General features: G+C 64.2%; 1 protein-coding gene. It reads left to right on the forward strand.

The annotated features are described in order from the left end of the window. Positions 1-103: 103 nt before the first annotated feature. On the forward strand, positions 104-1,195 hold the full coding sequence (locus Aco03nite_RS52425) for an IS630 family transposase (protein WP_239146161.1): 1,092 nt from the start codon (positions 104-106) through the stop codon (positions 1,193-1,195). The last annotated feature ends 11 nt before the right edge of the window (positions 1,196-1,206 follow it).

Below are 1,206 nucleotides of genomic sequence, written 5' to 3' on the forward strand. Positions count from 1 at the left end.
ACTGCTAGTGCCTCGTCTTTGAACGTTGGACGTGTAATCCGTCGTTTCTGAGCGTGTTTCGGGCAGGCTTGTCCTCTCGCTGTCTTGTGGGAGGTGATGCCGGGTGGGCCGACGCCCGGAAGTGTTCGTACGGGATCTGTCGATGCCGGAAGGTCAGCGGCTGCAGAAGATCACCCGTACCGCGAAGGACCCGGTCAAGCTGCGGCGGGCGATCGTGGTGCTGATGTCCGCCCAGGGCCAGCCCGCGGCGGACATCGCATACCTGCTCAAGGCCACCGGCGACTACGTCCGTGACGTGATCCACGCGTTCAACGAGCGGGGGTTCGACGCCCTGAACCCAAAATGGAGAGGGGGCACACCCAACAGGATCAGTGAGCAGACCCGCGACTGGATCTGCGTGATCGCCCGGTGTGACCCCCGATTCCTCGGACAGCCCTTCTCCTGCTGGAGCCTGTCGAAACTACGTGACTACCTGATCGCCACCGGCCGCGTCACCACGATCAGCATCGAGACCGTCCGCAGGATCCTGCACGAACAAGGGGTCACCTGGCAGACGTCGAAGACGTGGAAGACCAGCAACGACCCGGACTTCGTCACCAAGATGCGCCGCATCCTCGACCTCTACGACCACCCGCCCGCCGGCGGCCGCGTCGTCTGCGTCGACGAGTTCGGGCCCTTGAACCTGCAACCGCGGCCCGGCAAATCCTGGAAACCGCAGGGTAAGCCAGTCCGGCTGCGGGCCACCTACCACCGTGACCACGGGGTCCGGCACATGATCGCCAGCCTCGACCTGACCACCGGCAGAATCCACTACCGGATCCGCGACCGGAAACGCTCGACCGAGTTCCTCGACTTCCTCAAGACCCTCCGACGCCGCTGGCCAGGCGAAACACTGCACCTGATCCTGGACAACTTCTCCCCGCACAAACACCCGAGTGTCCGGGCCTGGTGCGCCGCCAACGCCGTCGAACTGGTCTTCCTGCCGACCTACAGCTCGTGGTTGAACTGGATCGAGGCCGAGTTCGCCGCCCTGCGCTACTTCGCCCTCAACGGCACCGACCACCAGTCACACGCCGAACAGGACACCGCGATCGGCGACTACATCCGATGGCACAACCAGCGAGCCCGACCCAAAACCGGATACGCGACCAAGTCCAAGATCCGCCACCCGGATTACCCCTTCAAGGCCGCATGACGAGGCACTAG

Source organism: Actinoplanes couchii (genome assembly GCF_016862075.1).
In the GTDB taxonomy this organism is placed as follows: Bacteria; Actinomycetota; Actinomycetes; order Mycobacteriales; family Micromonosporaceae; genus Actinoplanes; species Actinoplanes couchii.